This is a genomic window from Buttiauxella cochleicola (assembly GCF_021282405.1).
In the GTDB taxonomy this organism is placed as follows: domain Bacteria; phylum Pseudomonadota; class Gammaproteobacteria; order Enterobacterales; family Enterobacteriaceae; genus Buttiauxella; species Buttiauxella massiliensis.
In genome coordinates this window covers 140,131-162,329 of the sequence record NZ_JAJSOU010000006.1, presented here as the reverse complement: position 1 = coordinate 162,329, position 22,199 = coordinate 140,131, and the positions used below count along the sequence as shown (strand labels likewise).

Here is a 22,199-nt window from a genome sequence, read left to right as displayed (position 1 = left end):
CCGGCTCTTTTCTCTTCTCGTGAGGCGGCAATCCGTACCATCAGGGCAAAATCGCTTCAGCTAGTGTAAATAAAAAAGCCCTGCTGGTGAATCCAGTCAGGGCTTTTAAATTAAAAAACTTTCACAGTACGGGTGTTAGATCATGTTACCGGTAAAATATAAATCATTTGTTACGCAGTTTTTGCAAAATAACACCTATTCAATCCGCTAAATCATTCGAGTTGCAGGTAGGCGGCAAACGCAGCGACAAATTCGTCGGGAACGAATTTGACCAGCCAAAGGCTGGCCTCCGGTGAGAGACAGGAGTCTCTCATTAATCCCGATGAGCTTACATAAGTAAGTGATTACTCGGCCCACTTATGGGCCTCACCCCTTGGGGCCACTGCAAGCAGCGTTCAAATCAGCTTTCAGCCGATTTGTCGGGTGAGAGAGCGCAGCCAACACCCCTGCAACTCGAAGGATGACTCGGATTTATTCGAATTCGTTCCACGAACGCCCATCTCGAGTGATCATTGCTACGGACGCAACTGGCCCCCAGGTACCCGCCTGATACGGTTTAGGTGCGTCGTTATCCGCAGCCCACGCTTCGGTGATGGAATCGACCCACTTCCACGCTTCTTCTACTTCATCACGACGCACGAACAGTGCCTGGATACCACGCATGGTTTCCAGTAACAGGCGCTCGTAAGCATCTGCCAGATGGGTTTCATTGAAGGTTTCGGAGTAGCTCAGATCCAGTTTAGTGGTTTGCAGGTTGTGCTTATGTTCAAGCCCTGGCACTTTGTTGAGCACTTGAATATCCACACCTTCGTCCGGCTGCAGACGGATGGTGAGTTTGTTTTGTGGCAGATCCTGCCAGGAATCTTTGAACAGGTTCAGTGGCGGGCTTTTGAAATAGACCACAACTTCGGAACATTTGGTTGGCAGACGTTTACCGGTACGCAGGTAGAACGGCACACCCGCCCAACGCCAGTTATCAATATCCACACGGATTGCAACAAAGGTTTCGGTGCTGCTGGACTTGTTCGCGCCCTCTTCTTCCAGGTAGCCAGGTACTTTTTGGCCCTGAGCAAAGCCGGAAGTGTACTGCCCACGCACGGTTTTTTCGCGCACATTGCTGCGGTCAATACGACGCAGTGATTGCAGCACTTTAACTTTTTCATCGCGAATATGGTCTGCGGTGAGATCGGACGGCGGAGACATCGCAATCATGCACAGAATTTGCAGCAAGTGGTTTTGAATCATGTCGCGCATCTGCCCGGCCTGGTCAAAGTAACCCCAGCGCCCTTCGATACCCACTTCTTCTGCTACCGTGATTTCCACGTGATCGATAGTTTTGTTATCCCAGTTATTGGCAAACAAGGAGTTCGCAAAACGTAACGCCAGCAGGTTCAGTACCGTTTCTTTACCTAAATAATGGTCGATACGATAGACCTGGCACTCTTCAAAATACTCGCCAACCTGGTCGTTGATTTCCTGGGATGTCGCAAGCGAGGTGCCAAGCGGTTTTTCCATGACAACACGAGCAGGTTTAGCGTTGAGTTTCGCCTTGCCCAGACCTTTGCAGATTGCGCCAAAAGTATTCGGTGGCATAGCAAAGTAGTTGATGGTGACGCGATTTTGCTGATCGAGCATCTTACCGAGTTTGGTAAAGGCTGCAGTATCGTTAACATCCAGGTTGCAAAAATCGAGACGGCTGCTCAATTTATCCCACAGGCTTTCGTCGATCTTTTCCTTCATAAAGGTTTCGATCGCTTCGCGCACTACTTTGGTATAAGCCTCTTTATCCCAATCAGCGCGGCCCACGCCCAGGATGCGCGTCTCCGGGTGGATCTGCCCTGCCTTTTCCAGTTGATACAGGGATGGCAGAAGTTTCCGACGCGCAAGGTCGCCCTTCGCGCCGAAAATCACCAGGTCACATGCCTGAGCTGTCTGTGTTACCGCCATGTCTTTTCTCCTCGTTTCGGATGTCCGGGCTCTCCCATCATACTTCAAGCTGCAGGGGTGTTGGCTGCACTCACACCTCGCAGTCACTGACTTAAGTAAGCTCCTGGAATGCGCTCTTTTGCCCCATACCTGCAACTCGAATTATTTCGGGAGGTTAACTCCGGCCCGTGTGTAATTTAATTACAGAACAATGTACTGCTTTTGCTGAATTCAGGTAAGTCTTCAGCCATTATTTGATCGCATTCATGAACAAGATTTGGCCACCAGTGCCATTTCACGGCGATTAATCGAATTTTTCGAAGTTTCGTTGTTGATGTATATCATGTCGAAAGTTAGACACTGATCATGTTATGAAAAAAAACAACATCAGCACATCGATTAACTTGTCCAATCACTAATGGGCAAGCGTATATTCTTGCTAAATCGCGTCACGATTTCTCCATTTGTTGAAATCGACAAAATCCATGAATGCCGGACACCTATGAATATGCTGGACAAAATCCAGTCTCAACTGGAACACCTTAGCAAATCAGAACGTAAAGTCGCAGAAGTGATTCTTACCGCACCACAAGATGCCATTCACTCAAGCATTGCAACCCTTGCCCGCAGTGCCGATGTCAGCGAACCGACAGTCAACCGTTTTTGCCGCCGCCTTGAAACCAAAGGCTTTCCAGATTTTAAGTTACATTTAGCGCAAAGTCTGGCGAATGGCACTCCTTATGTAAACCGGAATGTTGACGAAGACGATAGCGTTGAAGCTTATACCGGCAAAATCTTCGAATCCGCTATGGCAAGCCTTGACCAGGTACGGCAATCATTGGATATGGCAGCAGTCAATCGCGCTGTGGATTTACTCACCCAGGCCAAGAAAATCGCTTTCTTCGGTCTAGGTTCTTCAGCCGCTGTAGCGCATGACGCAATGAACAAATTCTTTCGTTTTAATGTGCCTGTTATTTATTCTGACGATGTCGTTTTGCAACGCATGAGCTGCATGAATTGTAGTGAAGAAGATGTCGTTGTACTCATCTCGCATACCGGGCGAACTAAAAATCTGGTGGAGCTCGCACAACTGGCGCGTGAAAACGATGCCATTGTGTTGGCGATAACCTCAGAAGGTTCACCGCTCGCCCGCGAAGCGACACTCTCTTTATTACTCGACGTGCCTGAAGATACCGATATCTATATGCCAATGGTGTCGAGGCTTGCGCAATTAACGGTAATAGATGTACTGGCAACCGGTTTTACTTTACGCCGGGGTGCAAAATTCAGAGATAACTTGAAGCGAGTCAAAGAAGCGCTCAAGGAATCGCGTTTTGATAAGGGACTGTTTGTTTCTGGCGAAAACACTTAAGTTTCCATAACAAAGCTGTAACTTTTTAGGTCATTCGGTTAAGTTGTTGCTTTGCGTTTTTAACGCATTCTGATTTTCCGAATCTTTTGTTAACGCAACACCAAAGTTGTTTCAGTCAACGGAGTAATACATGTCCAGACGGCTACGTAGAACCAAAATCGTTACCACTTTAGGCCCAGCCACCGATCGCGACAATAATCTGGAAAAGATTATCGCTGCTGGCGCTAACGTGGTGCGTATGAACTTTTCCCACGGCACCGCAGAAGATCATCAGATCCGTGCTGATAAAGTTCGTGAAATTGCCGCGAAACTGGGTCGTCATGTCGCTATTCTGGGCGATTTGCAGGGGCCAAAAATTCGTGTATCCACGTTTAAAGAAGGCAAAGTCTTCCTTAACATTGGTGACAAATTCCTGCTTGATGCCAACCTGGGCAAAGGCGAAGGCGACAAAGAAAAAGTCGGTATCGACTATAAAGGTCTGCCAGCTGACGTTGTCACCGGTGACATCCTGCTGCTTGATGACGGTCGCGTACAGTTAAAAGTGCTCGAAGTTCAGGGCATGAAAGTGTTCACCGAAGTTACAGTGGGTGGCCCGCTGTCGAACAACAAAGGCATCAACAAACTGGGTGGCGGCCTGTCCGCTGAAGCGCTGACCGATAAAGACAAAGCCGATATCCTGACGGCTGCGAAAATCGGCGTTGATTACCTGGCAGTTTCCTTCCCACGTTGTGGCGAAGACCTGAACTACGCTCGTCGCCTGGCGCGCGAAGCGGGTTGTGATGCGAAAATTGTCGCTAAAGTGGAACGTGCCGAAGCCGTTTGCAGTGAAGAGGCAATGGACGATGTGATTCTGGCATCAGACGTGGTGATGGTTGCCCGTGGTGACCTGGGTGTTGAAATCGGCGACCCAGAGTTGGTCGGTATTCAGAAAACCCTGATTCGTCGTGCGCGTAAGCTTAACCGTGCGGTGATCACCGCGACTCAAATGATGGAGTCGATGATTACCAACCCAATGCCAACGCGTGCTGAAGTGATGGACGTGGCGAACGCCGTGCTGGACGGTACCGATGCGGTAATGCTTTCTGCTGAAACTGCGGCAGGCCAATACCCTGCTGAAACCGTCGCGGCAATGGCGCGTGTTTGCCTGGGTGCTGAGAAAATCCCAAGCATTAACGTTTCCAAACACCGTTTGGACGTACAGTTCGACAACACAGAAGAAGCGATTGCAATGTCTGCGATGTACGCGGCAAACCACCTGAAAGGTGTTACTGCAATCATCACTATGACTGAATCAGGCCGCACCGCACTGATGACTTCTCGTATCAGCTCCGGTTTGCCAATCTTCGCTATGTCTCGCCACGAGCGCACGCTGAATCTCACCTCTTTGTACCGCGGTGTAACGCCTGTGTTCTTTGATAGCCCAAGCGACGGTGTTGCCGCAGCAAACGATGCGGTGAACCTGCTGCGTGACAAAGGTTACCTGGTTTCTGGCGATCTGGTTATCGTCACCCAGGGCGATGTGATGAGTACCATTGGTACCACCAACACCACGCGTATTCTGTGTGTTGAGTGATCCATCTGTATAAAAACTAAGGGGCCATTCGGCCCCTTTATTATTTCTTATTCTTTATTTCTTAGGATAAAGCTCTTTGCGGCGGTAAGGTTCTGTCTCCCCTTCCTTGCGCGTTTTAAGCAATTTCAGTATCCAGGTATATTGCTCGAGATTCGGCCCTACCAAAATTTCCACTTCTTCGTTCATACGCCGGGCAATGGTGTTGTCGTCTGCCTCAAGCAGGTCATCCATCGGCGGGCGAATATGAATATCCAGGCGATGCGTCTTGCTGTTATAAACAGGGAACAGCGGAACAACACGCGCACGCGATATTTTCATTAAGCGGCCAATCGCTGGTAATGTCGCTTTGTATGTCCCGAAGAAATCAACAAATTCACTGTGCTCGGCACCGTGGTCCTGGTCTGGCAGATAATATCCCCAATATCCCTGACGCACAGAGCTGATAAACGGCTTAATCCCGTCATTACGCGCATGCAGTCGACCACCAAAACGGCGACGTACGGTATTCCACATGTAATCAAATAGCGGGTTGCCCTGATTGTGGAACATCGCCGCCATTTTCTGCCCTTGAGACGCCAGTAGCATCGCAGGGATATCCACAGCCCAGCCGTGCGGTACGAGGAAGATGACATTTTCTTCGCGTTGCTTTAGCTCGTCGATAATCTCTTTACCGTGCCAGTCAACGCGCTGCATGACTTTTTGCGGATCTTTAATCGCAAGCTCCGCCATCATCACCATCGCTTGAGGGGCGGTGGCAAACATTTCATCAATAATAGCTTCGCGGTCAGCTTCCGGCATATCGGGGAAGCAATACAGCAGATTTATTTGTGCACGACGGCGCGCACTTTTACCCAGGCGCCCGGCAATACGCCCTACTTTGCCCAAAAGCGGATCCCGTAATGATGGCGGTAACATTGCAAGCCCTGCGAAAGCGCCAACGCCTAACCAGGCGCCCCAAAATTTCGGGTGCAAGAAGGCCTTTTGAAATTCAGGAATGAACTCACTGTGACTTTTTTTTGCTTTTTCCATGCATATTCTCAGTACAGCATCAAATCATTGATGACATGAATTTGTAAGTATCTTAGCGGGCTAATGCCCATCAGACAAAGAAAAAGCCGGCAACAAAGTACCGGCCTTTTTCATAACGATGGATTAATTGAAGCTAAGTTGCGGTGTGACTTCACGAACTTGTGCCAGATAATCATTACGATCCGAGCCTATCAGCCCTTCGGTACGAGGCAATTTCGCAGTTAATGGGTTTACCGCCTGCTGATTAACCCACACTTCATAATGCAAATGCGGCCCCGTAGAACGCCCGGTATTACCGGAGAGTGCGATACGGTCCCCACGTTTCACTTTCTGCCCAGGCTGAACCAACAGCTTTTTCAGGTGCATATAACGAGTGGTATATGTACGACCATGACGGATAGCGACAAAGTAACCTGCCGCACCACTGCGTTTGGCCATAACAACTTCACCATCACCGACCGCCAGCACCGGAGTACCTTGTGGCATCGCAAAATCTACACCTTTGTGCGGGGCCACACGACCGGTTACCGGGTTGAGACGGCGTGGATTAAAGTTTGACGAGATACGGAACTGTTTTGCAGTTGGGAAGCGCATAAAACCTTTCGCAAGCCCGGAACCACTACGATCGTAGAATTTACCGTCTTCCGCACGAATGGCGTAGTAGTCTTTACCACTGCTGCGCAGGCGCACGCCCACCAATTGGCTTTGTTCACGTTTGCCATCGAGCATTTCGCGTGACATCAGCACAGAAAACTCATCGCCTTTCTTCAGCTTGCGGAAATCCATCTGCCACTGCATGGCTTTGATAACCGAGCTGATCTCAGCACTTGTTAATCCGGCATCTTTCGCACTACTCACAAAACTATTGCCAACCGTGCCTTTCAGCACATTGTTAACCCATTCGCCTTGCTGCATTTCGCTGCTGAGTTTGAAAGTACTGCCTGAACGGTCGTATGTGCGCGTTTCGCGGCGTGACATTTCCCATGTCAGACGTTGCAGTTCGCCATCGTCGTTTAACGTCCAGGAGATCTGTTGGCCGATTTTAAGATTACGCAGGTCTTTATCTACCGTCGCAAGTTGGCTGATATCGCCCATGTCGATGCCATACTGATTCAGGATGCTACCGAGCGTATCCCCTGTCGACACGACATATTCGTGAACACCCGTTTCACCGGCAGTTTTGTCGTCCAGTTCATCCTGCGGAATTGTGTCGTCTTCTGCGTCCGGAGACTGATCTAACGGTTCACTGGCTTCAGGGAGTAACGAGCGAATTTCGTTTTTCTCAAGCTCAATGGTTTTAATGACGGGGCTGGCTTCAGGATGATAGACGTACGGTCGCCAGACAGCGACCGCAAGTGTAAGAACTGTAAGAGACCCCAGCATAACGCGGTGGGGCCGGGACAAATTGTCGAATGCCAGGGCGACAGAGCGGGCTATCTGTTGCACGTATTCACTTCCTCATTAATCTCCTTTCAGGCAGCTCGCATATTGGTTCGCAAGCCCGCTCAAAAACTGCATATAGCTGTCTTTGCCGAGCTTAACCTCAATCCCCAGCGGGTCCAGCGTTCCAGAACGAACGTTAGTGCCACGGGCTACGGCATTGATTACGGCTGGCCTGAACTGCGGTTCAGCAAAAACGCACACGGCTTTTTGCTCAACCAACTGTGTTCTGATGTCATGTAAACGCTGCGCACCGGGTTGGATTTCTGGGTTAACGGTAAAATGGCCAAGTGGCGTTAGACCGTAATGTTTTTCAAAGTAGCCGTAGGCGTCGTGAAAAACGAAATACCCTTTTCCTTTGAGCGGTGCGAGCACGCTACCAACTTGCTTATCGATGTTGGCTAATCCTAACTCGAAAGTTTGCAAGTTGGCGTCAAGTTTGGCTCTATTTTGGGGCATAAGTTCCACTAATTTATCGTGGATTGCAACCGCTGACAGGCGCGCTACCTCTGGCGAAAGCCAGATATGCATGTTGTATTCACCATGATGGTGATCTTTGTCACTATTTTCGGCTGAATGGTCATGTCCTTCGTGACCATGTTCGTCATCGTCATCACCCTTCATCAGCAACGGTTTCACGCCAGGTAAAGCTGCAAGTTGCACTTGTTTTTGTTCAGCTAATTGCTTAACCGACTTCTGCATGAATGCCTCCATTTCAGGGCCAACCCACACAACTAAGTCCGCGCTTTGTAAGCGTTTTACATCAGATGGACGGAGTGCATAATCATGCTCTGAAGCACCATCTGGCAGCAAAACCTCGGTAGGCGTGACGCCGTCAGCGATCGCTGCGGCAATAAAACCTAATGGCTTGATAGAAGCAACCACAGCCGCGTGAGCCGGGACCGTTGCCGCCCCTAAAAAAGCAGTTGTTAAAGCTGCGCAAAGAAATGAGTTTTTATGTAACATAATGCGACTTTTCATCGTTATGAATGTGAGAAGTGTGATATTATAACATCCGCTAACTTCTGCAACCCCTGAAATTGTCATGACAAATCTGGTATCACTGGAAAATATTTCTGTTTCTTTCGGACAACGCCGTGTGCTGTCTGATATTTCACTCGATCTCAAGCCAGGGCGCATTTTGACGCTGCTTGGGCCAAATGGTGCAGGAAAATCAACGCTAGTTCGTGTGGTTCTTGGACTGGTAGCCCCTGATGAGGGAGTTATCAAGCGTGACCGCGACTTGCGAATTGGTTACGTACCGCAAAAATTACATCTGGATGCCACTCTGCCGCTAACCGTTAGCCGGTTTATGCGCTTGCGCCCAAGTGTGAAAAAATCCGATATCCTGCCCGCATTAAAACGCGTTCAGGCGGCGCACCTGATTGAAGCTCCGATGCAAAAACTCTCTGGCGGCGAGAATCAACGCGTTCTGCTGGCTCGTGCATTGTTAAATCAGCCGCAGTTATTGGTGCTTGATGAGCCGACCCAGGGTGTTGATGTTAACGGCCAACTGGCACTGTACAACCTGATTGATCAACTGCGTCAGGAACTGAATTGTGCAGTGATGATGGTTTCCCACGACCTGCATTTGGTGATGGCGAAAACCGATGATGTGCTATGCCTGAATCACCATATTTGCTGTTCAGGTACGCCCGAAGTGGTGTCGATGCATCCGGAATTTATTTCGATGTTTGGCGCGCGTGGCGCCGAGCAGTTAGGGATTTATCGCCACCATCATAACCACCGTCACGATCTTACCGGACGTATTGTTCTGCGCAGAGGGAATGGCCAGTCATGATTGAATTGTTGTTGCCCGGCTGGCTTGCCGGGATTTTGCTGGCGTGTGCTGCTGGCCCGCTCGGCTCTTTTGTTGTCTGGCGCCGGATGTCCTATTTTGGCGACACCCTCGCTCACGCATCTTTATTAGGCGTTGCTTTCGGCTTACTGCTCAATGTAAATCCATTTTATGCAGTGATTGCAGTGACTTTATTGCTGGCAATCGGGCTAGTGTGGCTCGAAAAGCGCCCTCACCTGGCACTGGATACTTTGCTTGGCATTATGGCGCACAGCGCGCTGTCGCTCGGTTTAGTAGTGGTGAGTTTAATGTCGAACGTGCGCGTCGATTTAATGGCGTATCTGTTTGGCGACCTGCTCTCAGTGACGATGCCCGATATTATTTCGATTGCGCTGGGTGTGGCGGTGGTGGTTGGCGTGTTGCTCTGGCAATGGCGCAATCTATTGTCGATGACTATCAGCCCGGATCTGGCTCATGTTGACGGGGTCAACCTGCAACGCGTGAAAATGCTGTTGATGCTGGTGACTGCACTGACGATTGGTGTGGCGATGAAATTTGTCGGTGCGTTGATTATCACTTCCCTGCTGATTATTCCCGCGGCAACAGCGCGTCGCTTTGCACGAACGCCGGAGCAAATGGCTGGTTTTGCGGTGATTATCGGCATGCTTTCAGTTACTGGCGGACTGACTTTCTCAGCGTTTTATGACACGCCTGCCGGGCCGTCAGTGGTGTTGAGTTCGGCAGTGTTGTTTGTGTTGAGTATGGCGAAAAAGCAGGCGGCATAAAATCGTAGGGCGGATATTTCATCCGCCGCTTTTCTTAAACTACCGGCGGTACAATTCCAAAGTGAGTCCAGGCTCTTGGTGTTGCCATTCGACCGCGCGGAGTACGTTGCAAGAAGCCCTGTTGAATCAAGAACGGCTCCAGCACATCTTCGATGGTTTCTCGCTCTTCCCCAATCGCAGCCGCCAGGTTATCCAACCCGACCGGGCCGCCAAGAAACTTGTCTATCACCGCCAGCAATAACTTGCGGTCCATATAGTCAAAACCTTCGGTATCGACATTAAGCATATCCAGCGCTTGCGACGCGATTTCGGCACTGATGGTGCCATCGTGGCGCACTTCGGCAAAATCGCGTACCCGGCGCAATAAACGGTTAGCGATACGCGGTGTACCACGCGCGCGTTTAGCCACTTCAAATGCACCCTCTTCGCTCATCTCCAGCCCCAACACAGTCGCGCTGCGGCCAACGATATGCTGCAAATCGGAAACTCCGTAAAACTCCAGGCGCTGCACAATGCCGAAACGGTCACGCAGGGGCGAAGTCAGAGAACCGGCTCGGGTGGTTGCGCCAATCAGGGTAAATGGCGGCAAATCGATTTTAATTGAACGCGCTGCCGGGCCTTCGCCAATCATGATATCGAGTTGGTAATCTTCCATTGCCGGGTAAAGCACTTCTTCGACAACCGGCGATAAACGGTGGATTTCATCGATAAATAAAACGTCATGGGGTTCGAGGTTGGTCAGCATTGCCGCCAAATCACCTGCCTTTTCCAGCACAGGGCCGGAGGTGGTTCGCAGGTTCACGCCCATTTCGTTGGCAACGATATTCGCCAGTGTGGTTTTACCCAACCCTGGCGGGCCAAAAATTAACAGATGATCGAGCGCATCCCCACGCAGTTTTGCCGCCTGGATGAAAATCTCCATTTGCGATGTAACCTGCGGCTGGCCGACGTAATCCGCCAAAAAACGCGGGCGAATCGCGCGGTCAATTAATTCATCAGGGGTGATAGTATCTGGCGAAACCAGACGGTCTGCTTCAATCATCCTTCATCTACCTCAGGGGCTTTAAAGTGCTGCGCGGAGTGCTTCACGAATCAGGGTTTCGCAATCGGCACCGGCCTTGCCAACTTTGCTGATCATGCGACTGGCTTCTTGTGGTTTATAGCCCAGCGATACCAACGCCGCAACGGCTTCCTGTTCGGCGTCGTCAGTGGCTCCGCTTTCCGGCGCAGTCAGCACCAGGTCTGATGCTGGAGTAAACAGGTCGCCATGCATGCCTTTGAAGCGGTCTTTCATTTCTACAATCAAACGCTCCGCGGTCTTTTTACCTACTCCCGGCAGTTTGACCAGAGAACCAATTTCTTCACGCTCAACAGCATTCACGAACTGTTGTGCAGACATACCTGAAAGGATTGCCAGCGCCAGTTTAGGGCCAACGCCATTCACTTTGATAAGCTCGCGGAACAGGGTACGTTCTTGTTTGTTATTAAAACCGTAGAGCAGTTGCGCGTCTTCACGTACTACAAACTGGGTAAACACCACAGCTTCTTTGCCGATTTCCGGTAATTCATAGAAGCAAGTCATTGGCATGTGTACTTCATATCCAACGCCGCCCACTTCCATCAATACCAGCGGTGGTTGCTTTTCCAGGATGATGCCTCTGAGTCGTCCAATCACACTGCTTCCCCTACGGTTGCGTAAAAAATTTTGCCTATCATATAAAAAAGGCTGGATAGATATCCAGCCCTATTTATTTTAAACGTCCTCGGGAGAGATTGAGTCGAGACTCACTCATCTGCATCGAGTTCTGCGTCACGTGGCAATGCGTGATGGCAATCGCCAGTGCATCTGCCGCATCCGCTTGCGGATTCGCAGATAGTTTCAGCAAGGTCCGCACCATATGCTGCACCTGGCTTTTTTCAGCACTACCAATGCCAACGACCGTCTGTTTAACCTGACGAGCCGCATACTCAAACACCGGCAAATCATGGTTTACAGCAGCGACAATCGCCGCGCCACGCGCCTGGCCGAGTTTCAGTGCGGAATCCGCGTTCTTCGCCATAAATACCGATTCGATGGCGAAATATTCAGGCTGGAACTGGGTGATAATTTCGCTCACCCCCGCGTAGATAAGCTTCAAACGCGAGGGTAAGTCGGTAACCTGAGTACGAATACAGCCGCTACCTAAATAGGTAAGTTGCCTACCAGTCTGGCGAATTACGCCATAACCGGTAACGCGTGACCCCGGATCGATGCCGAGAATAATCGCCATCACGCGTCTCCCTGGAAGGAAAATACCCTATAGATTTCAAGTCGCAGGAAGGCGGCTGCGCAGCAAATCCCCAAGAGCGTAGTCATGCTACGTGATTGGGGTGAGCGAGCAAAGCCAACGCATCTGCGAATTGAAAGATGACGGGTATCATTACAGCGTTGCCGCAACCTCGTCAGAGATCTCACCGTTGTGATAAACCTCTTGCACGTCATCACAGTCTTCCAACATGTCGATAAGACGCATCAATTTCGGTGCGGTTTCTGCATCCATATCGGCTTTGGTCGATGGGATCATAGAGATTTCGGCTTCGTCTGCTTTAAGACCTGCAGCTTCAAGCGCGTCACGTACTGCACCCATTTCTTCCCAGGCAGTGAACACGTCGATTGCGCCGTCGTCGTAAGAAACAACGTCTTCAGCACCCGCTTCCAGAGCAGCTTCCATCACGGTGTCTTCATCTTTGCCAGGAGCATAAGAGATAACGCCTTTTTTGGTGAACAGGTAGGCTACAGAGCCATCAGTTCCCAGGTTACCACCGCATTTGTTGAACGCGTGACGTACTTCAGCCACGGTACGGTTACGGTTATCACTCAGGCATTCAACCATGACAGCTGAACCACCAGGACCGTAACCTTCATAAATGATGGTTTCCATATTGGTGTCTTCGTCGCCACCCACACCACGTGCGATTGCACGGTTTAACGTGTCACGCGTCATGTTGTTGGATAACGCTTTATCAATCGCCGCACGCAGACGTGGGTTAGAACCCGGATCGCCGCCGCCAAGACGGGCTGCAGTTACCAGCTCACGGATAATTTTGGTGAAAATTTTACCGCGTTTGGAATCCTGCGCAGCTTTGCGGTGCTTTGTGTTGGCCCACTTACTATGACCTGCCATAAAAATATCTCCAAAATAGCTACCTGACGGCAGCATTAATTACAAACTCTTCAATCGCTTCCCGGTTGCTCCACGACTTGGTCATAGCAGCCGCAGCTTGTGCGTCGGTCCACTCCCAGGCCAGATGTTCCGAGATGGAAATCAGCCGTTCGTTTGGCAGCGCAAGACAGAACCAATATTCCGTGTTGCGCGTAATTCCCGGGGCATAGCGATGACGCAAATGTGTAAAAATCTCGAACTCAACACAGCGCTGGCAGTCAATCAAGGTCAGTTGCTCTGAGACAACATCGATATCGACCTCTTCCTTTACTTCACGCTGCGCGGCATACAGCGCGGTTTCACCCTCTTCAATGCTGCCGGTAACCGACTGCCAGAATTCAGGATCATCGCGCCGCTGTAACATGAGCACCCGTCCGGTGTCTTGAGCATAAATGACCACTAACACCGAAACGGGAGGCTTAAAGGCCATTTATTCTTTCTCAGCCTTTTTAATGACTGCTACACCCAGTTCAGCCAGCGCTGTTGGGTTGGCAAAGCTTGGTGCTTCAGTCATCAGGCACGCTGCTGCTGTTGTTTTCGGGAACGCGATAACATCACGGATGTTGTCGGTGCCGGTCAGCAGCATAGTCAGACGGTCCAGACCAAACGCCAGGCCTGCATGCGGTGGAGTACCGTATTTCAGCGCATCAAGCAGGAAGCCAAACTTCTCGCGTTGATCTTCCTCGGTGATACCCAGAATGCCGAACACAGTCTGCTGCATCTGGCCGTTGTGGATACGCACGGAACCGCCACCCACTTCGTAACCGTTGATCACCATATCGTAAGCGTTGGCAACCGCCGCTTCCGGATCTGCCGCCAGTTGTTCTGGGGACATATCTTTCGGCGCGGTGAACGGGTGATGCATCGCGGTCAGGCCGCCTTCGCCGTTGTCTTCAAACATTGGGAAGTCGATAACCCACAGCGGCGCCCATGCTTTTTCATCGGTGATGCTCAGATCTTTACCGATTTTCAGACGCAGTGCGCCAAGCGCATCGGCAACCACTTTCTTGTTGTCTGCGCCGAAGAAGATCATGTCGCCATCTTGTGCACCGGAGCGGGCCAGAATAGCTTCAACGATTTCTGCGTTCAGGAATTTAGCTACCGGGCTGGTGATGCCTTCGATGCCTTTCGCACGCTCGGTCACTTTGATGTAAGCCAGACCTTTCGCGCCGTAAATTTCAATGAACTTGCCGTAGTCGTCAATCTGTTTACGGCTTAACTGTGCGCCACCTGGCACTCGCAGTGCGGCAACGCGGCCTTTAGCATCATTTGCCGGGCCCGCGAACACTTTAAACTCAACGTCTTTGAGCAGGTCAGCAACATCCACCAGCTCCATTGGGTTACGCAGGTCGGGTTTATCAGAACCATAACGACGCTCTGCTTCGGCGAAAGTCATGATTGGGAAGCTGCCGAGGTCAACGTTTTTCACGTCTAACCACATATCGCGAACCAGTTTTTCCATCACTTCACGCACTTGTGGTGCAGTCATGAAGGAAGTTTCTACGTCGATCTGGGTAAATTCAGGCTGACGGTCAGCACGTAAATCTTCGTCACGGAAGCATTTAACAATCTGATAGTAGCGGTCAAAACCAGACATCATCAGCAACTGTTTGAACAGCTGTGGAGATTGCGGCAGTGCGTAGAATTTACCTTTGTGAACACGGCTCGGCACCAGGTAGTCACGCGCACCTTCTGGCGTGGCTTTGGTCAGCATTGGGGTTTCGATATCAAGGAAACCGTGGTCATCCATAAAGCGGCGCACGAAGCTGGTGATTTTCGCACGGGTCTTCAGGCGGTTTGCCATTTCAGGGCGACGCAGGTCCAGATAACGGAATTTCAGACGCGCTTCTTCGGTGTTGACGTGGTTGGAGTCCAGCGGCAGCGCTTCAGAACGGTTGATGATGTTCAGGTCGGTGGCGAAAACTTCTACCGCACCGGTTGCCATATCTTTGTTGATGTTTTTCTCATCACGCGGACGCACGGTGCCGGTGATCTGGATGCAGAACTCATTACGCAGTTCGGAAGCAAGCTGGAACGCATCCTGACGATCCGGGTCGAAAAACACCTGCACGATGCCTTCGCGATCGCGCATATCAATAAAGATAAGGCTACCGAGGTCACGACGACGATTGACCCAACCACACAGTGTTACTTGTTGTCCCACATGGGATTGATTGAGCTGCCCGCAATATACTGTACGCATGAGATATCCCTTAAATTAGCCGCTCACTGTCCAATACCTGCAACGGTGGCCACTATTTTTGTCTGTCAGATATAGTTGAAAAAAGGGGGCTATTATACTGGAAATATTGCCCCACGATAAGAACTGACGCGTCTCAAAACGCCTTGTTTAGCCTATTCTCACAAAAATTAACAAAATTTGTAAACGATCGCGTTCAGGTTCCATCGTAAGGTATTACGCGATAACCCCATTTTGACCCGGAGTCACCGAATGTTAGAACTGAATACTTCCAAAACCGCACTTGTCGTTATTGATTTGCAGGAAGGTATCCTGCCGTTTGCGGGTGGCCCGCACAGTGCACAGGATGTGGTGGCTCGTTCAGCCAGGCTGGCTGAAAAATTCCGCGCTAATGGCGCACCGGTGATTATGGTTCGAGTGGGCTGGTCAAAGGACTTTGCCGAAGCGCTCAAGCAACCGGTTGATGCACAAGCTGGTGCGCATGCGCTGCCTGATAACTGGTGGATTTACCCGCAGGCGCTGGGTAAAAAAGACACTGATATTGAGGTAACTAAACGCCAGTGGGGCGCATTCTACGGCACCGATCTCGAGCTTCAACTGCGCCGCCGTGGTATCGACACTATTGTGCTGTGCGGGATTTCCACCAACATCGGCGTCGAATCCACCGCGCGTAACGCCTGGGAATTAGGCTTTAACCTGGTCATTGCCGAAGACGCGTGCAGTGCCGCCAGCAGCGAACAACACCAGGGCAGCATGACAAATATCTTCCCGCGTATTGGCCGCGTTCGCAGCACTGACGAGGTAGTTGCAGCACTGTGATATATGTCGGCCTTCCACAATGGTCGCATCCAAAATGGGTGCGACTGGGCATTACTTCACTTGAAGATTACGCTCGCCATTTCAATTGCGTGGAAGGCAACACCACGCTGTACGCGCTTCCCAAAGCAGAAACGGTATTACGCTGGCGCGAAATGACCGACGATAATTTTCGTTTCTGCTTTAAATTCCCGGCGACGATTTCCCACAATGCGGCATTACGCCAGTGTGGCGATTTAACCGCCGAGTTTCTTGAGCGAATGTCACCGCTGGCAAATCGCATCGGGCAATACTGGCTCCAGCTTCCGGCTGCATTTGGGCCGTCAGATTTACCTGCTTTGTGGAATTTCCTCGATTCGTTACCGCAAGATTTCACCTACGGCGTGGAAGTTCGCCACCCTTCTTTCTTCGATAAAAGTGCCGATGAGCAAGCGTTTAATCGGGGTTTACATCAGCGTGGTGTTAACCGGGTTATTCTCGATAGCCGCCCGGTTCACAGCGCCAAACCCCACAACGAAGCGATTCGTGACGCGCAGCGTAAAAAACCTAAAGTGCCGGTTCATGCGCTTGTCACGGCAAATAACCCTTTGGTGCGTTTTATCGGCAGCGACGATATGCACCAAAACCAGCTTTTTTTTGATGTCTGGTTAAAAACGCTATCAAAATGGACGGAAAGCACCACCCCCTACCTGTTTTTGCACACCCCAGATATCGGCCTGGTTCAAGACCTGGTTCATACGCTATGGCCGGGTTTGCAACAGGCTTTTCCGGCATTGGGCAATGAACCGGCGATTCCAAAGCAAAACTCACTATTTTAGTAATAGCGACAGTTAACAGGTTGCACTGCTATCATAGGCGGTGCTGGAACTATCTCTAAAGGATGTGGGTATGGTAAGCGCGCTCTACGCCGTGTTGGGTGCTTTGTTGCTAATTAAGTTCTCGTTTGATGTTGTTCGTATGCGTTTGCAGTACCGCGTCTCATATGGTGACGGTGGTTTTAGCGAACTCCAGAGCGCAATTAGAATTCATGGTAATGCGGTGGAATATATTCCAGTCGCGTTGCTGCTTTTATTACTGATGGAAATGAACGGCGCAGAAACCTGGATGGTGCATGTCTGCGGGCTGCTGCTCATTGCTGGTCGCCTGATGCATGCGTATGGTTTTCACCATCGCTTAATCCGCTGGCGTCGCTCCGGTATGAGTGCAACATGGAGCTCTTTAATCCTGATGGTGCTGGCTAATCTATGGTATATGCCATGGGAGTTGGTTTTCTCGCTGCATTAACGCAAAATATGCCCCTTTCGAATTTCCGGATTTAACGTTATGTCTGACCGCGATACGCTGTTTTCCGCCCCGATCGCCAAATTAGGTGACTGGACCTTTGATGAACGCGTGGCTGAAGTGTTCCCCGATATGATTCAACGATCGGTGCCTGGCTACTCCAACATCATTTCTATGATTGGTATGCTGGCGGAGCGCTTTGTGGCACCGGGTAGCCAGGTTTATGACCTTGGCTGTTCGCTTGGTGCGGCAACGTTATCCGTGCGTCGTAACATCCAGCATGACAACTGCAAAATTATCGCGGTAGATAACTCCCCTGCAATGGTCGAGCGCTGCCGACGCCATCTTGATGCGTTTAAAGCGCAAACCCCTGTCGATGTTATAGAAGGTGATATCCGCGATATCGTTATCGAAAATGCGTCGTTGGTGGTGCTGAACTTCACCCTGCAATTTCTTGAACCCGATGACCGCAAATTGCTGCTGGAAAAAATCTACAAGGGTCTGAACCCGGGTGGCGCGTTAGTGCTGTCGGAAAAATTCAGTTTTGAAGATGGTGAAGTGGGTGAATTGCTGTTCAACATGCACCACGATTTTAAACGCGCGAACGGCTATAGCGAGCTGGAAATCAGCCAAAAACGCAGCATGCTGGAAAACGTCATGCTCACCGACTCTGTCGAAACACATAAAAAACGCCTCAAACAAGCCGGATTTGACCACGCAGAATTATGGTTCCAGTGCTTTAACTTTGGCTCTTTAGTTGCACTGAAATCAGGAACATCTGCATGATCGACTTTGGTAATTTTTATCAGCTTATTGCGAAAAGCCCGCTGGCTCCGTGGTTAGAAACCCTGCCTGCACAAATTGCTACCTGGCAGCGTGAGAACCTGCACGGCCAGTTCAAGCACTGGTACAACACTGTTGAATACCTGCCGGAACTGGTGCCATATCGCCTGGATTTATTGCACAGCGTCACCGCTGAGTCTGAAACACCACTCAGCGATGGGCAGCGCCTGGGGATTGAAAAGTTACTGCGTAACCTGATGCCATGGCGCAAAGGGCCATATTCTCTGTATGGCGTAGACATCGATACCGAATGGCGTTCCGACCTGAAATGGGATCGCGTTTTACCGCATATCTCCCCGCTTACCGGGCGCACAATTCTGGATGTCGGCTGCGGTAGCGGTTACCACCTGTGGCGGATGATTGGTGCGGGTGCACACCTCGCGGTGGGTATCGACCCGATGCAGTTGTTTATTTGCCAGTTTGAAGCGGTACGTAAACTGCTGGGTAACGACCAACGTGCCCAGGTGCTGCCGCTTGGTATCGAACAGCTTCCTGAACTCAATATCTTTGATACCGTGTTCTCGATGGGCGTGCTTTATCACCGCCGCTCCCCACTCGACCATCTTTATCAGCTAAAAAATCAGCTCGCTAAAGATGGTGAGCTGGTGCTGGAAACGCTGGTTGTGGAAGGCGATGAGAATACAGTGTTGGTGCCGGGCGAGCGTTACGCGCAAATGCGCAACGTTTACTACATCCCATCTGCTCTGGCGTTGAAAAACTGGCTGGAGAAGTGTGGTTTTGTCGACGTGAAAATTGTCGATCATTGCTATACCACAAGCGAAGAACAGCGTCGTACTAGCTGGTTGACCACCGAATCACTGGCCGACTTCCTTGATCCGAACGATGCGAGCAAAACCATAGAAGGTTATCCAGCCCCACTGCGCGCCGTTCTGGTGGCCCGTAAGCCATAATTATTTAAGGCCACGGAATGTGGCCTTACTTATTTCGCCTCAAATCCAAGCGCCCGAATGACTTCTTGCATCGCACTACCCGTCAATTCAGAACGCTGAATCTTACTATTAGCTGACATGGCTCTGACAACACCCGCAATGACAACATGTTTGGGTTCCTGGCCAAGATCGCGCATCTCAAGCACCACCTTCCCAACAACACGACACATTTCATCGTAAAGTTCTTTATCTGTGATACTCATACCGCCCTCCATTGTTTAGAGGGAGCCTAACACGTTTAAATCATTAAAATAAAAAAAGCCCCAGCAAAACGCCGGGGCCTGGTACGAGCAACATCACATGGGCGACATGATGCGCGGTTAAAATCTTTAAGTGTCAGGCTGCAGTCTTCCCTGCAACCAACACCGCTTTCATTGCTGCCACTACATCACCATCAACGCAGTAACGATTAAACTCATCGGCTTCCGCATCGGCACTCATCGACACACCCGCTTTACGGTAACGCATCGGCGATGGCACGGTCTGCCCGGCTGAACTGTGCATTTCCTCAATGCCTTGATCGACAAACTTTTTCAAGTTGCTCAATCGCACGCCAGCACCGGCCATAATGATTGGAGCACGGGAATGCTGTTTTAGTTCCCTAAGTAATGAAAGTCCTAATTCCGCATTCTGCTGTTGGCCTGAAGTCAGGATACGCGCCACGCCTAAATCGGTGAGTTGTTCCAACGCCTGGTGGGGGTTATGGCACATATCAAACGCCCGGTGGAAAGTCACCGCCATACCTTTAGCCTGCTCCATAACTCGCTTCATGCGAGGTACATCAACATGCCCTTCCCCGTCTAACATACCGATTACCAGTCCCGGATAACCGAGCTTGCGGACGAAAGCGATATCTTCAAGCATGGTTTCGAACTCGGCATCGGTGTAACAAAAATCACCGCCGCGCGGGCGAATAATTGGATGCACAGGTATCGAAACTCGTTCTTTCACTTTACGCAGCACTCCGGCGGAAGGGGTCAAACCACCCTCTTTGGGGGCTGAACATAATTCAAGCCTGTCCGCTCCGGCAAGTTGCGCTGTGACCGCACAGTCAATTCCGTAACAACATATCTCAAGCAAAGGCATTGATTACTCCTTAAAAATCTTTAGCCTGGCGGTTGTGTCATGGGTTCAGAATGATAATCTGAAAATCACGATCCCAAAAAGGTAATAGCTAATCATGATGGCATTCAATTTTGATGAAGGCATCGACCGCCGTCACAGCGACAGTTCGAAGTGGAATAAATATGGTGATGAAGTGTTACCTATGTGGGTGGCAGATATGGATTTTCGCTCACCACCTTGTATTCTCGAAGCCCTTCATAAACGCGTAGATCACGGCATTTTTGGTTACGGTAACCGACCGCAAGATTTAGTTGATGTTGTCGTTGAAAGAATGTCCAGCCGCTACCAGTGGCAGATTAAACCAGAGTGGATCGTCTTTTTACCTGGCATTGTCGCGGGCCTTAATTTGAGTGTTCGTGCCTTTACGGCCCCCGATGAAATTACCATTGCGCCGACACCGATTTACCCTCCATTCCGAAAGTCATCTGCATTTGCCAATCGTTCACAACTCAACGCGCCACTGCGCCTTGAAAATGGCCGCTGGGTTATGGATTTGCAGGCACTGGAATCTCAGCTAACCGGAAAAGAAAAATTGCTGATGTTGTGCAACCCGCAAAATCCAGGCGGCACCATCTATACTCGTGAGGAGTTACAGCAGCACCTGGCATTCGCCCAACGCCACAACATGATTGTCTGTTCTGATGAGATTCATTGTGATTTGCTGCTTGATCCCGGTGCGAAACACATTCCTTTTGCCACACTGAGCCACGACGCAGAACAGCGTTCTATCACGCTGCTTTCACCGTCCAAAACTTTCAACATTGCAGGGCTTGGCGCATCACTGGCGATAATCCCTGATCCGCAATTGCGTAAGCAATTTAATACGGTTCGCGATGGGATTGTACCGAGTGTGGATGTGCTGGCGCTGACTGCCGCCACCGCAGCGTGGCGCGATGGTGAACCGTGGTTGCAAGAGTTACTGCCCTATCTGCGTCGAAATCGCGACACTTTGGTGAGTGCCGTGAATAATATGCCTGGCCTTACGATGGCATCGCCACCCGCCACTTATCTCGGATGGGTGGATGCAAGCACTCTGCCGGTAGCAAATCCGACGCTATTCTTCCAGAAAGCGGGGCTGGGTTTCTCGCCAGGGGCTGATTTTGGCGAAGCGAAATTCGTGCGAATTAACTTTGGCTGCACCTCAGCAACGCTTAATGAAGCCATTAAACGTATGGAAGCAGCCGTGAAATCAGTCTGCTAGTTCGCTGGCAACGATCTCTTCAATACTCCATGGATGGAATTTGATGGTGATTTTGCCGTCGGTCACTGCAAGCGTTGGGTTTGGCAAGCGCTCGCGTTCGCCTTTTGGCGAACTGGTTTTCACTGAAATTCCGGTCTGGCGTAAACCCGCGTCAGACATTAAATCCAGCGCTCGGGCATTTAGCGTTTCAGGCTCCCCGGGCAGCACAATTTCTACATGCTCCCAACCTTCGTGCGGATAGCGTTTTTCACCCGGCCACGGCAGTTCCACCACGCTAAATTCCCAGTGCGCCACGCAAACTGGCTCGTCTAATTTGAACAAGCAAATTGGCCGATCATTAATGATATTTTCTGACAGCAATGTGCCGCACTTTTCCAGGCCTGCACGCCAGCGTTCCGCCGTCGTATTCTGATGGCAACGCAGAGAAATGTGATCGGCGTCAAGCGGCGCAATCTCCAAATCAAGCCGAGCGGCAAGTTCTGTTAACGCTTGTGTAAATCGCGGGAGATCCGCTGAAATATCATTCAGTTCTGCAATTGTCTGCCAGTTGGCCATCACCCTATCCTCTGAAGTCACGAATGCGGGCTAATCTACCAATTTAGGCAGATATCACCAACACCCGAAACGTGGCTATATTTCTGAATGGTTATTCACTAT

At 50.5% G+C, this 22,199-nt stretch carries 23 protein-coding genes; 10 read left to right on the top strand and 13 right to left on the bottom strand.

What is annotated here, in order from left to right; all coding sequences use genetic code 11:
- Positions 1–471 precede the first annotated feature (471 nt).
- Entirely contained in the window at positions 472–1,947 is a 1,476-nt protein-coding gene (zwf, locus tag LVQ79_RS10135) for a glucose-6-phosphate dehydrogenase (RefSeq protein ID WP_151994620.1), read from the bottom strand.
- A 481-nt stretch (positions 1,948–2,428) separates the two neighbouring features.
- Between zwf and LVQ79_RS10130 the strand changes: the two genes are divergently transcribed.
- Positions 2,429–3,298 (top strand): MurR/RpiR family transcriptional regulator, encoded by an 870-nt coding sequence (locus LVQ79_RS10130; protein ID WP_034455124.1) that lies wholly within the window; start codon positions 2,429–2,431, stop codon positions 3,296–3,298.
- 130 nt (positions 3,299–3,428) lie between these two features.
- Positions 3,429–4,871, top strand: a complete 1,443-nt coding sequence (gene pyk, locus LVQ79_RS10125) for a pyruvate kinase (protein ID WP_064511938.1) — start codon at positions 3,429–3,431, stop codon at positions 4,869–4,871.
- A gap of 54 nt (positions 4,872–4,925) precedes the next feature.
- On the opposite strand, the gene lpxM is transcribed toward pyk, so the two are convergent.
- The 3 genes from lpxM to znuA form a co-directional block, all read right to left on the bottom strand.
- A complete protein-coding gene (lpxM, locus tag LVQ79_RS10120) occupies positions 4,926–5,900 on the bottom strand; it encodes a lauroyl-Kdo(2)-lipid IV(A) myristoyltransferase (RefSeq protein WP_232864820.1) in 975 nt (324 codons plus the stop codon).
- Between the two features lie 123 nt (positions 5,901–6,023).
- A complete protein-coding gene (gene mepM, locus LVQ79_RS10115) occupies positions 6,024–7,346 on the bottom strand; it encodes a murein DD-endopeptidase MepM (protein WP_232864819.1) in 1,323 nt (440 codons plus the stop codon).
- A 15-nt stretch (positions 7,347–7,361) separates the two neighbouring features.
- Positions 7,362–8,306, bottom strand: coding sequence for a zinc ABC transporter substrate-binding protein ZnuA (gene znuA, locus LVQ79_RS10110; protein ID WP_232864818.1), 945 nt, complete (start codon positions 8,304–8,306; stop codon positions 7,362–7,364).
- Between the two features lie 79 nt (positions 8,307–8,385).
- Here znuA and znuC point away from each other — a divergent pair, with 79 nt between their 5' ends.
- Both znuC and znuB read left to right on the top strand, forming a co-directional pair.
- Positions 8,386–9,141: a zinc ABC transporter ATP-binding protein ZnuC gene (gene znuC, locus LVQ79_RS10105; protein WP_232864817.1), complete on the top strand. Its 756-nt coding sequence runs from the start codon at positions 8,386–8,388 to the stop codon at positions 9,139–9,141.
- A complete protein-coding gene (gene znuB / locus LVQ79_RS10100; RefSeq protein WP_120065403.1) occupies positions 9,138–9,923 on the top strand; it encodes a zinc ABC transporter permease subunit ZnuB in 786 nt (261 codons plus the stop codon). The genes znuC and znuB overlap by 4 nt, the downstream gene beginning before the upstream one ends.
- Positions 9,924–9,957: 34 nt before the next feature.
- Here znuB and ruvB read toward each other — a convergent pair whose 3' ends face one another.
- The 6 genes from ruvB to aspS all read right to left on the bottom strand — a co-directional run bounded on the left by ruvB (position 9,958) and on the right by aspS (position 15,329).
- Entirely contained in the window at positions 9,958–10,965 is a 1,008-nt protein-coding gene (gene ruvB, locus LVQ79_RS10095; RefSeq protein WP_232864816.1) for a Holliday junction branch migration DNA helicase RuvB, read from the bottom strand.
- Between the two features lie 21 nt (positions 10,966–10,986).
- Positions 10,987–11,598, bottom strand: coding sequence for a Holliday junction branch migration protein RuvA (gene ruvA / locus LVQ79_RS10090; protein WP_232864815.1), 612 nt, complete (start codon positions 11,596–11,598; stop codon positions 10,987–10,989).
- A 73-nt stretch (positions 11,599–11,671) separates the two neighbouring features.
- Entirely contained in the window at positions 11,672–12,193 is a 522-nt protein-coding gene (ruvC, locus tag LVQ79_RS10085) for a crossover junction endodeoxyribonuclease RuvC (protein WP_232864814.1), read from the bottom strand.
- A gap of 150 nt (positions 12,194–12,343) precedes the next feature.
- Positions 12,344–13,087 (bottom strand): YebC/PmpR family DNA-binding transcriptional regulator, encoded by a 744-nt coding sequence (locus tag LVQ79_RS10080; protein WP_034496310.1) that lies wholly within the window; start codon positions 13,085–13,087, stop codon positions 12,344–12,346.
- Positions 13,088–13,106: 19 nt separating this feature from the next.
- A complete protein-coding gene (nudB, locus tag LVQ79_RS10075; protein WP_232864813.1) occupies positions 13,107–13,556 on the bottom strand; it encodes a dihydroneopterin triphosphate diphosphatase in 450 nt (149 codons plus the stop codon).
- Complete coding sequence (aspS, locus tag LVQ79_RS10070; protein ID WP_232864812.1) at positions 13,557–15,329, bottom strand: aspartate--tRNA ligase; 1,773 nt, start codon at positions 15,327–15,329, stop codon at positions 13,557–13,559.
- A gap of 249 nt (positions 15,330–15,578) precedes the next feature.
- Between aspS and LVQ79_RS10065 the strand changes: the two genes are divergently transcribed.
- The 5 genes from LVQ79_RS10065 (at position 15,579) to cmoB (ending at position 19,177) form a co-directional block, all read left to right on the top strand.
- Positions 15,579–16,145: a hydrolase gene (locus LVQ79_RS10065; protein ID WP_232864811.1), complete on the top strand. Its 567-nt coding sequence runs from the start codon at positions 15,579–15,581 to the stop codon at positions 16,143–16,145.
- On the top strand, positions 16,142–16,960 hold the full coding sequence (locus LVQ79_RS10060) for a DUF72 domain-containing protein (RefSeq protein WP_232864810.1): 819 nt from the start codon (positions 16,142–16,144) through the stop codon (positions 16,958–16,960). Before LVQ79_RS10065 ends, LVQ79_RS10060 begins: the two co-directional genes overlap by 4 nt.
- Before the next feature lie 70 nt (positions 16,961–17,030).
- Entirely contained in the window at positions 17,031–17,426 is a 396-nt protein-coding gene (locus LVQ79_RS10055) for an MAPEG family protein (RefSeq protein WP_064511949.1), read from the top strand.
- A gap of 39 nt (positions 17,427–17,465) precedes the next feature.
- Positions 17,466–18,209: a carboxy-S-adenosyl-L-methionine synthase CmoA gene (cmoA, locus tag LVQ79_RS10050; protein ID WP_232864809.1), complete on the top strand. Its 744-nt coding sequence runs from the start codon at positions 17,466–17,468 to the stop codon at positions 18,207–18,209.
- On the top strand, positions 18,206–19,177 hold the full coding sequence (cmoB, locus tag LVQ79_RS10045) for a tRNA 5-methoxyuridine(34)/uridine 5-oxyacetic acid(34) synthase CmoB (protein WP_232864808.1): 972 nt from the start codon (positions 18,206–18,208) through the stop codon (positions 19,175–19,177). Before cmoA ends, cmoB begins: the two co-directional genes overlap by 4 nt.
- A gap of 29 nt (positions 19,178–19,206) precedes the next feature.
- Here cmoB and fumD read toward each other — a convergent pair whose 3' ends face one another.
- Together fumD and cutC are read right to left on the bottom strand one after the other, a co-directional pair.
- Positions 19,207–19,419, bottom strand: coding sequence for a fumarate hydratase FumD (gene fumD / locus LVQ79_RS10040; RefSeq protein ID WP_151994632.1), 213 nt, complete (start codon positions 19,417–19,419; stop codon positions 19,207–19,209).
- A gap of 133 nt (positions 19,420–19,552) precedes the next feature.
- The gene (gene cutC / locus LVQ79_RS10035; protein ID WP_232864807.1) at positions 19,553–20,302 is read right to left on the bottom strand and encodes a copper homeostasis protein CutC; all 750 of its coding nucleotides are present in this window, start codon (positions 20,300–20,302) and stop codon (positions 19,553–19,555) included.
- A 97-nt stretch (positions 20,303–20,399) separates the two neighbouring features.
- On the opposite strand from cutC, the gene LVQ79_RS10030 reads away from it, so the two are divergent.
- On the top strand, positions 20,400–21,542 hold the full coding sequence (locus LVQ79_RS10030) for a MalY/PatB family protein (protein WP_232864971.1): 1,143 nt from the start codon (positions 20,400–20,402) through the stop codon (positions 21,540–21,542).
- Here the strand turns inward: LVQ79_RS10030 and LVQ79_RS10025 are convergent.
- Positions 21,531–22,097 (bottom strand): VOC family protein, encoded by a 567-nt coding sequence (locus LVQ79_RS10025; RefSeq protein ID WP_232864806.1) that lies wholly within the window; start codon positions 22,095–22,097, stop codon positions 21,531–21,533. The genes LVQ79_RS10030 and LVQ79_RS10025 overlap by 12 nt on opposite strands.
- Positions 22,098–22,199 lie beyond the last annotated feature (102 nt).

What these genes read in the sequence shown, in the direction of transcription:
- zwf (WP_151994620.1), bottom strand. Translation starts at nt 1,947, where the DNA reads ATGGCGGTAACACAGACAGCTCAGGCATGTGACCTGGTGATTTTCGGC.
- LVQ79_RS10130 (WP_034455124.1), top strand. Translation starts at nt 2,429, where the DNA reads ATGAATATGCTGGACAAAATCCAGTCTCAACTGGAACACCTTAGCAAA.
- pyk (WP_064511938.1), top strand. Translation starts at nt 3,429, where the DNA reads ATGTCCAGACGGCTACGTAGAACCAAAATCGTTACCACTTTAGGCCCA.
- lpxM (WP_232864820.1), bottom strand. Translation starts at nt 5,900, where the DNA reads ATGGAAAAAGCAAAAAAAAGTCACAGTGAGTTCATTCCTGAATTTCAA.
- znuA (WP_232864818.1), bottom strand. Translation starts at nt 8,306, where the DNA reads ATGTTACATAAAAACTCATTTCTTTGCGCAGCTTTAACAACTGCTTTT.
- znuC (WP_232864817.1), top strand. Translation starts at nt 8,386, where the DNA reads ATGACAAATCTGGTATCACTGGAAAATATTTCTGTTTCTTTCGGACAA.
- znuB (WP_120065403.1), top strand. Translation starts at nt 9,138, where the DNA reads ATGATTGAATTGTTGTTGCCCGGCTGGCTTGCCGGGATTTTGCTGGCG.
- ruvB (WP_232864816.1), bottom strand. Translation starts at nt 10,965, where the DNA reads ATGATTGAAGCAGACCGTCTGGTTTCGCCAGATACTATCACCCCTGAT.
- ruvC (WP_232864814.1), bottom strand. Translation starts at nt 12,193, where the DNA reads ATGGCGATTATTCTCGGCATCGATCCGGGGTCACGCGTTACCGGTTAT.
- LVQ79_RS10080 (WP_034496310.1), bottom strand. Translation starts at nt 13,087, where the DNA reads ATGGCAGGTCATAGTAAGTGGGCCAACACAAAGCACCGCAAAGCTGCG.
- nudB (WP_232864813.1), bottom strand. Translation starts at nt 13,556, where the DNA reads ATGGCCTTTAAGCCTCCCGTTTCGGTGTTAGTGGTCATTTATGCTCAA.
- aspS (WP_232864812.1), bottom strand. Translation starts at nt 15,329, where the DNA reads ATGCGTACAGTATATTGCGGGCAGCTCAATCAATCCCATGTGGGACAA.
- LVQ79_RS10065 (WP_232864811.1), top strand. Translation starts at nt 15,579, where the DNA reads ATGTTAGAACTGAATACTTCCAAAACCGCACTTGTCGTTATTGATTTG.
- LVQ79_RS10055 (WP_064511949.1), top strand. Translation starts at nt 17,031, where the DNA reads ATGGTAAGCGCGCTCTACGCCGTGTTGGGTGCTTTGTTGCTAATTAAG.
- cmoA (WP_232864809.1), top strand. Translation starts at nt 17,466, where the DNA reads ATGTCTGACCGCGATACGCTGTTTTCCGCCCCGATCGCCAAATTAGGT.
- cmoB (WP_232864808.1), top strand. Translation starts at nt 18,206, where the DNA reads ATGATCGACTTTGGTAATTTTTATCAGCTTATTGCGAAAAGCCCGCTG.
- fumD (WP_151994632.1), bottom strand. Translation starts at nt 19,419, where the DNA reads ATGAGTATCACAGATAAAGAACTTTACGATGAAATGTGTCGTGTTGTT.
- cutC (WP_232864807.1), bottom strand. Translation starts at nt 20,302, where the DNA reads ATGCCTTTGCTTGAGATATGTTGTTACGGAATTGACTGTGCGGTCACA.
- LVQ79_RS10030 (WP_232864971.1), top strand. Translation starts at nt 20,400, where the DNA reads ATGGCATTCAATTTTGATGAAGGCATCGACCGCCGTCACAGCGACAGT.
- LVQ79_RS10025 (WP_232864806.1), bottom strand. Translation starts at nt 22,097, where the DNA reads ATGGCCAACTGGCAGACAATTGCAGAACTGAATGATATTTCAGCGGAT.